The sequence below is a fragment of the Mesorhizobium sp. M7A.F.Ca.CA.004.06.1.1 genome (assembly GCF_003999135.1).
Taxonomy (GTDB): Bacteria; Pseudomonadota; Alphaproteobacteria; order Rhizobiales; family Rhizobiaceae; genus Mesorhizobium.
The window spans coordinates 1-6,011 of the sequence record NZ_RZPQ01000349.1; the positions used below are offsets into that span (position 1 = coordinate 1).

The 6,011-nt window shown below is 60.3% G+C and carries 9 protein-coding genes and 1 tRNA gene; 3 read left to right on the forward strand and 7 right to left on the reverse strand.

From position 1 onward, the window contains the following. A partial coding sequence (locus tag EN906_RS20000) for an energy transducer TonB (protein ID WP_164777253.1) occupies window positions 1-677 on the forward strand: 677 nt, incomplete at its 5' end. Between the two features lie 150 nt (window positions 678-827). On the opposite strand, the gene EN906_RS20005 is transcribed toward EN906_RS20000, so the two are convergent. The 6 genes from EN906_RS20005 to EN906_RS20035 form a co-directional block, all read right to left on the reverse strand. After that, a complete protein-coding gene (locus EN906_RS20005) occupies window positions 828-1,148 on the reverse strand; it encodes a hypothetical protein (protein ID WP_164748714.1) in 321 nt (106 codons plus the stop codon). A 109-nt stretch (window positions 1,149-1,257) separates the two neighbouring features. Further along, complete coding sequence (locus EN906_RS20010; protein WP_127268062.1) at window positions 1,258-1,518, reverse strand: hypothetical protein; 261 nt, start codon at window positions 1,516-1,518, stop codon at window positions 1,258-1,260. A 4-nt stretch (window positions 1,519-1,522) separates the two neighbouring features. Next, window positions 1,523-1,777 carry a hypothetical protein gene (locus EN906_RS20015; protein WP_127268063.1) on the reverse strand — a complete coding sequence of 85 codons (255 nt, stop codon included), beginning with the start codon at window positions 1,775-1,777 and terminating at the stop codon, window positions 1,523-1,525. A 68-nt stretch (window positions 1,778-1,845) separates the two neighbouring features. Continuing rightward, window positions 1,846-2,808, reverse strand: coding sequence for a SagB/ThcOx family dehydrogenase (locus EN906_RS20020; RefSeq protein ID WP_236382936.1), 963 nt, complete (start codon window positions 2,806-2,808; stop codon window positions 1,846-1,848). A gap of 530 nt (window positions 2,809-3,338) precedes the next feature. Then, window positions 3,339-4,088, reverse strand: a complete 750-nt coding sequence (locus EN906_RS20030) for a helix-turn-helix transcriptional regulator (RefSeq protein WP_127268065.1) — start codon at window positions 4,086-4,088, stop codon at window positions 3,339-3,341. A gap of 346 nt (window positions 4,089-4,434) precedes the next feature. Then, window positions 4,435-4,510, reverse strand: a tRNA-Ala gene (locus tag EN906_RS20035). Window positions 4,511-4,766: 256 nt separating this feature from the next. Between EN906_RS20035 and EN906_RS20040 the strand changes: the two genes are divergently transcribed. Both EN906_RS20040 and EN906_RS20045 read left to right on the forward strand, forming a co-directional pair. Then, window positions 4,767-5,057 (forward strand): YggT family protein, encoded by a 291-nt coding sequence (locus EN906_RS20040; RefSeq protein WP_023811703.1) that lies wholly within the window; start codon window positions 4,767-4,769, stop codon window positions 5,055-5,057. 13 nt (window positions 5,058-5,070) lie between these two features. Beyond that, entirely contained in the window at window positions 5,071-5,388 is a 318-nt protein-coding gene (locus EN906_RS20045) for a DUF167 family protein (protein ID WP_127268066.1), read from the forward strand. A gap of 19 nt (window positions 5,389-5,407) precedes the next feature. On the opposite strand, the gene EN906_RS20050 is transcribed toward EN906_RS20045, so the two are convergent. Beyond that, window positions 5,408-6,011, reverse strand: a 604-nt coding sequence (locus EN906_RS20050) for a MurR/RpiR family transcriptional regulator (RefSeq protein WP_164777254.1), incomplete at its 5' end; no start/stop codon positions are given.

A 6,011-nucleotide genomic window follows, 5' to 3' on the forward strand; every position in this document is an offset into this window, starting at 1 on the left:
CACCTGAAGAACCGGTCGAAAAGGCCGAGCCGGTTGTCGAGCCGCCGGAAGCGGTCGCGCCAGACGAGACCGAACCCACCCAGACCGAATCTACCCAGGCCGAAACGGCTGAACAGGTCGATCAGCCGCCGCCGGATGAGGTCATCCCGGATGTGGTCGAGGCTGTCACGCCAGACGTCGTCATTCCCTTGCCGCAGCCGAAACCGGTCGAAATTGTCAAAGACAAGAAACCGGTCGAGGCCAAGGCGAAGAAGCCTGTCGAGAAGCCCAAGCCGCGGCTTAAGAAGGAGAAGGCGGCTCCGTCGAAGACGGCAGCCGTCGCCAGCGCCGACGCACGGCCCGCGGCCAGGACCGCCGCGCCGAAGGCGGCGGAATCGACGTCTCGCTCCGGCGACTCCAGCAAATGGGACTCCCGTCTGGGTGCTTGGATCAAGCGGCACACACGCTATCCCAGTTCTGCCAAGGCCCGACGCGTGGAGGGCAGGCCATATGTCGCCTTCACGGTCGACTCGTCCGGCCGGGTCCTGTCTGCCAGGCTCTCTCGTTCCTCGGGGGATGCGGATCTGGACCGTGCGGCGCTCGCCGTGCTGCAAGGCGCCACGGTGCCGAAACCGCCACCGGAACTCGGCTCGCGTCTGAGCCGTACAGCGCCGTTCGTGTTCAGCCTGCGCAACTAGAGCAGTTCACCGTTTCACGGAAACGGCTAACTGCTCTAATTCTTTGGTTTGACGCAATTCCCAAGGGAAAACGCTCTGCGTTTTCCCGGGAAAACCATTTCACACTTTTCCTGGAATTGCTCTAGGACCGAATTTGTTCGGGCCGGCCTGTCAATAGGCCAGTGACAGGCTCAGGGCCTCGACCTGTTCGAGATAGAAACGGCATTTCGTGCGCAAGGGCCCGAGGCCCGGGTCATCGGCGCCGTTGATCTCGATGGTCTGCATCATGAAGTCGAAATGGGCGTGGAAAGCGTCCACTGTACCCCAGAGACTGTCGGCCTGGCAGCTGTCGGCAATCGCCATCGAGACGAGTTGGCGGGCCTCGACCCGCGCGGCGTCAGGCGATGGCGGCCGCCTGGCGATCAAGACGTCGAGCCGGCTGAAAACGCCTTCCCTGGCATCGACGCTTCTGATGTTGGCTATCATGTTCATGTGCAGGTCCCCCTTGGCATTCCAGACGCGCAATAGGTTCCGGTCTGAAATTGAAAAACTGGTGATCAGAGCATTTTCAGCGGCGCCAATGAACGCGTCGCGTTTGGCATCAAGTTTGAGCGACCGGATGCCGGTCCTGCGGGCAGGATGCAATCAGGGCCGGGATTGCGGTTGCATCGGAGGGGTGGCCCCTGATGATGTTGGCGACCTCGGCATCGGCCTGCTCGAACCAGTAGACCATGTCGGCGCGGCGCAGGTCCGTCACGGCCTTCTTCAGCAACGGCAGCAGGCTTTGCAACGCGCACAGCGTCTCCCAGCGGTTTGGCCGGGAGGTCGAGCCGGCCACCGCGCATGCGGCTGACGACTGCATGTCGCTACGCTCTCCGTGGCTGGGCGGCCCGAGTGTCCTTTGCCTGCGCCTTGGGGTGCAGCGGGTTGCCGCTGAGCTGCGCATGCCTGGCCGGCCGTGCGCCGCGAAGAACGTCGAAGGCCTCTGCATAGGCCATGCCCAGCAGATAGGAGATCATCGGAAAACGGCTTGCTTCGGCCATCTGCACGAGCTCATTGGTCATCGACGAAATATATTGAAGGCTATCGATTTCCGACTGGCGTAAGGATTGATTTGGCACGTGCTGCTCCTGTCTCTGGTTATACCCTAGGGAACGCGTTACTGGCTGTGATGCACATAGTTGGTCGGCTAATTGATGGACTGGCCCGCCGTGGACGGATCTCTTTCCGGCGTCGAGAGGGTCAAGGCATAGATCGGTGCGTCGGTGAAACTGTCGAGACCAAGCAGCCGCTTGATGGCGGAATGGCTGAGCGCGGCTGTCGGACATGCCGACAGGCCATGATTGGTCGCTGCCAGCATGATGTTCTGGCCGATATGGCCGGCCTCGATCAGCACGACACGATAGGCGTTGGCGTCCTCATATTTCCACATCGTGCGATCTAGCTTGGCGCAAAGCAGGACAAGGCACGGCATGGCGTCGGCCCACTCCTGTCCGCCGACCAGTTCGGAGATTTTCGGCAGATGGTTTGCGGAAATCCTGCCAAGGTCGTGATCCGCGGCGGAATAGTGATAGACACCGGGTTCGAGGCCATCGACGCCGAGCGCGACCACATAGGCCTCATAGGGATTTCGCGCGCCGCCTGAAGGGGTCATGCCGAGCGGCAGGGTGCCAACGCAATTGGCGGTCTCGCCGATGATGCCGAGCCCTGCGAACAGGCAATCGGAAAGCTGTTTGGCCGTGATGGTGGGCTGAGCCGCCGTGCGGTTGGTGCGGCGCCGCGCCATCAAGCTGAGAAGTTCATTGTCTTCCAGTGCATTCGGCAGCTGGATGGCGCCTGCGGAATTCTTGAGCATGAGGTTCGGCTGCGGCGTATGGCCGGCGCGTTCTATCTGCCGCTCTTCCGCTTGCTCGATGGTCATGTATTCGCTGTCCTGGACACAGAAATGCATCAGCGCCGTCGGAAGCCCCCAACTCCATTGTCCTGAAAACTGTTCCTCCTGCTCGGCGAGAGGCGATCCGGCTGTGACCAGCGCGGAGAAATCGAGCAACTGGGGAACGACAGCCTTCAACTCGGACTTCGACCATCCATGGGCGCGGGCAATGTCCGCCGTCGATGCCCATTTGTCCCACGAAGCGAGAAGGCCGACCATCTCAGGACTGCATTCAAACACGCTCCTGGTCAGGAAGTTGCATGCCGTGACCTTGTTCGGTCCGGGGTAGAAAACAAGCGTTTTCGAAGAGCGCATTTTCATGAAGCTGATTGCCATCTGTGGAGCCGAGGCGCCGACAAGCAAGACGCTCGTCGGCGCAGAACGGCTTCAGCGCTTGTTGTAGTGCATGCCCTGCGAAAAGAAGACGGTCTGCGTGCCGGCGGCAATCGTCAGCTTCGGAGCATTGGTCACTTTCTTGGCCATTTTCATCCCTTTCCTGACCCCAATTTGGGATCCGTTGAAAGACCCCCGGAACGGGATCCGCGTGAAGAAAGGTAAGGTCGGAAGAGTTAATGGTTTGTTAAAATTATAGTAAAACCACGATCCTAAGACGGACCCGTGGATTATCTTTCCTGGCATTAAAGTGTAAAATATCGATTTTATTCAGATACAGAGTAGACAATCGTTGGCATACGCTTAATTGGCGTACGCTTATTCTTATTTGGCGTAAGACACGGCGATCCGAGGGGTTAGCCCAACCCGTCCCGGGTGAGGCTGACAACCAGTTGATCGACGCCCGGATCGTCGAGATTGATGACATGCGCCATGCTGATGGCATCCCTTGGGTGGATGTTGGCAATGTCGCGCCGCATGATGACGGACACGAATGCCGGGCCGGCCTCCGTCAGAAGCATGGCCTTGCCCATCAGCACCGGTTCGGAGATGGGAGCCCATTGCACGGAGATCAGCGACGGCTCCCCGGTCTGGCGGCGATTGATGCCGCTGAAATAGATCCAGTTCAGCCGCGAGATCGCCACGCCATAGTGATTGCCGCGCGCTCGTGCCCAGGTCGATCCCCGGCGCTCCGACCATCCGGTGACCCTTCGGAAGGTGACCAGTTCGGCTTCGCGCCTCACGAAGGTCACCGAGCGCATCAGGAGGTCGAGGCGGCCCGGGATCGAGAAATAGGTGAAATAGGTGCCGCCCGCGATCGAAGGACTGGGAGGGCGGATCATCTGGTTGAACAGGCTCTCGGAAACCGGCGGCAGGCCACGCATCGCCGGCTCGGGTGCGCCGGGATCCTGGTACAGTTCGGCTTCGTCGATCCGAAAGTAATCGCATATCAGCTTGGCGGTAGCTTTGTTGGGAACGGTCTGCCCTTGCAGATAGCGTTCGAATTGCGTGCGATTGATGCGCAGCTCACGGCATACCGCACTTACGGAGGCATGGTCCTTGCACAGCCGTCTAAGGTTTGCAGCGAGATTGTCGCGAATTGACACGTCTTTGCTTCCGCAGGCGGATTTTTCATTTCGACTCGAAATCGATCTAGCGTCTCCGGTCGCCCCCGCCGAAACGCCCTGGTCACAACGCACAGAAAAAACTGATTTGGTAACGTCAATTTAGTGGGGTGGTTTCCAAAAAAAACGGAAACAATCAGCGAGCTCTTCCGCCATAAGTCCAATTGACAAAAGTTTTGCCGGATATTGCGAAATAGGCGATGTAGCGCGGCCTTTTAAGGTGCTGGCACAGCAAATGCCAACCGCGGGGGCAAGCCGGGACGAGCGTCGCGGACTGCATGTGGCGCAAAGATGGGCATCTGGCGCGCAGCGTGGAGAATTATTCCGCTGGTGGAGCTGAGGAGGATCGAACTCCTGACCTCGTCATTGCGAACGACGCGCTCTCCCAGCTGAGCTACAGCCCCGTCCAGCGGATGGGCGCATTTATCGGGCGCCGCGGTTTCCTGTCAAGGCGGAGGTTTGCCGAAATCCAGTGCCGTCAAGCGTCGATCTGGCGCCGGCGGAAAGCGGCCCTTGCCGGTTTTGTGTATTCGCGCCTTCGTTGGGGTGTCGGCGACATGCCCTACAGTCCGACCGGGCCGGTATTGGCGCTCCACAGAAAGGCGGCCCTTGCCGGTTTCGCGTGCAATGGCTACATGTCGGCAACAATTGGAGACCGGCATGCTCGCCCTCATTCAAACAATCGTCATGGCGCTTGACCTCTACTGGTGGATCATCATCGCCTCGGCGATCTTTTCCTGGCTCTACGCCTTCAACGTCGTCAATTCGAAGAACCAGTTCGTCGGCAGCATCGGCAACATGCTCTACCGGCTGACCGAGCCGGCGTTGCGGCCTATCCGCCGCTTCATGCCGGACCTTGGCGGCATCGACATCTCGCCGATCATCCTGCTTCTGATCCTGTTCTTCCTGCGGCAGTTTCTGCTCACCACGGTGGCGCCTCTGATCCTGTGAGCAGGATGACCTTATGAGCACGCCGTTTCGCCTGCGCGAAAACGGCGCCGAGCTGTTTGTCCGGCTGACGCCAAAGGCTGCGCTGGACAGGCTCGAAGGCTTCGAGGCCACGGCGGACGGGCGAAGCCATCTGAAAGCGCGCGTCCGCGCCGTGCCGGAAAACGGCGCCGCCAATCATGCGCTCGAAAAGCTGCTGGCCAAGGCTCTGGGCGTGCCCGGGTCCGCTGTCTCGGTTGTCGCCGGCGGCACCGCGCGGCTGAAGACCGTGCGCATTGAAGGCGATCCGGCGAAATTGGCGAAAAGCATCGAGGCGCTCGGCCATCAATCCTGATGTCCTTGGCCGTAGGGGTTCAATCGCCCAATGGCAAACGCGGATCGTCGACTTTCAACGTGTTAACGCTCTGCTTGATGCGGCGCAGATTCTCCAAAACCCTCGGTCCGCGCGTCTCGGCGACCGAGGTGACGATCATGTCGACGATCGACAGCAGCGCATAGCGAGACGATGTCGGCTTGTAGATATTGCCGTCCTCGAGCGACTGGAAATGGATGACCGTGTCGGCGACCTTGGCGAGTGCGGAGTCCGGCGGGGTGATGGCGATCGTGGTGGCGCCATATTGCTGGGCGACCTGCACCGCATCGATGACCGATCGCGCATAGCCGGAGACGGAGAAGGCGATCAGCGTGGTGTCGGGGGTGGCAACGGCGGCGTACATGCGTTGCAACTGTCCGTCGATCTGCGCCAGCACCGACACGCCAAGCCTGAACAGCCGGTTCTGCATTTCGGTCGCCATCATGGACGAAATGCCACCGGAGCCGATGCACAGCACATTACCGGAAACAGCGATGCGTGCGGCGACGGCGACCAGCGTCGTCATGTCGAGGTTTTCGCTGGCGCGCTGGATGGCCGATATCGCCGCTTCGGTGATGGCGGAAGCGATGCGCTGTTCGCGGGCA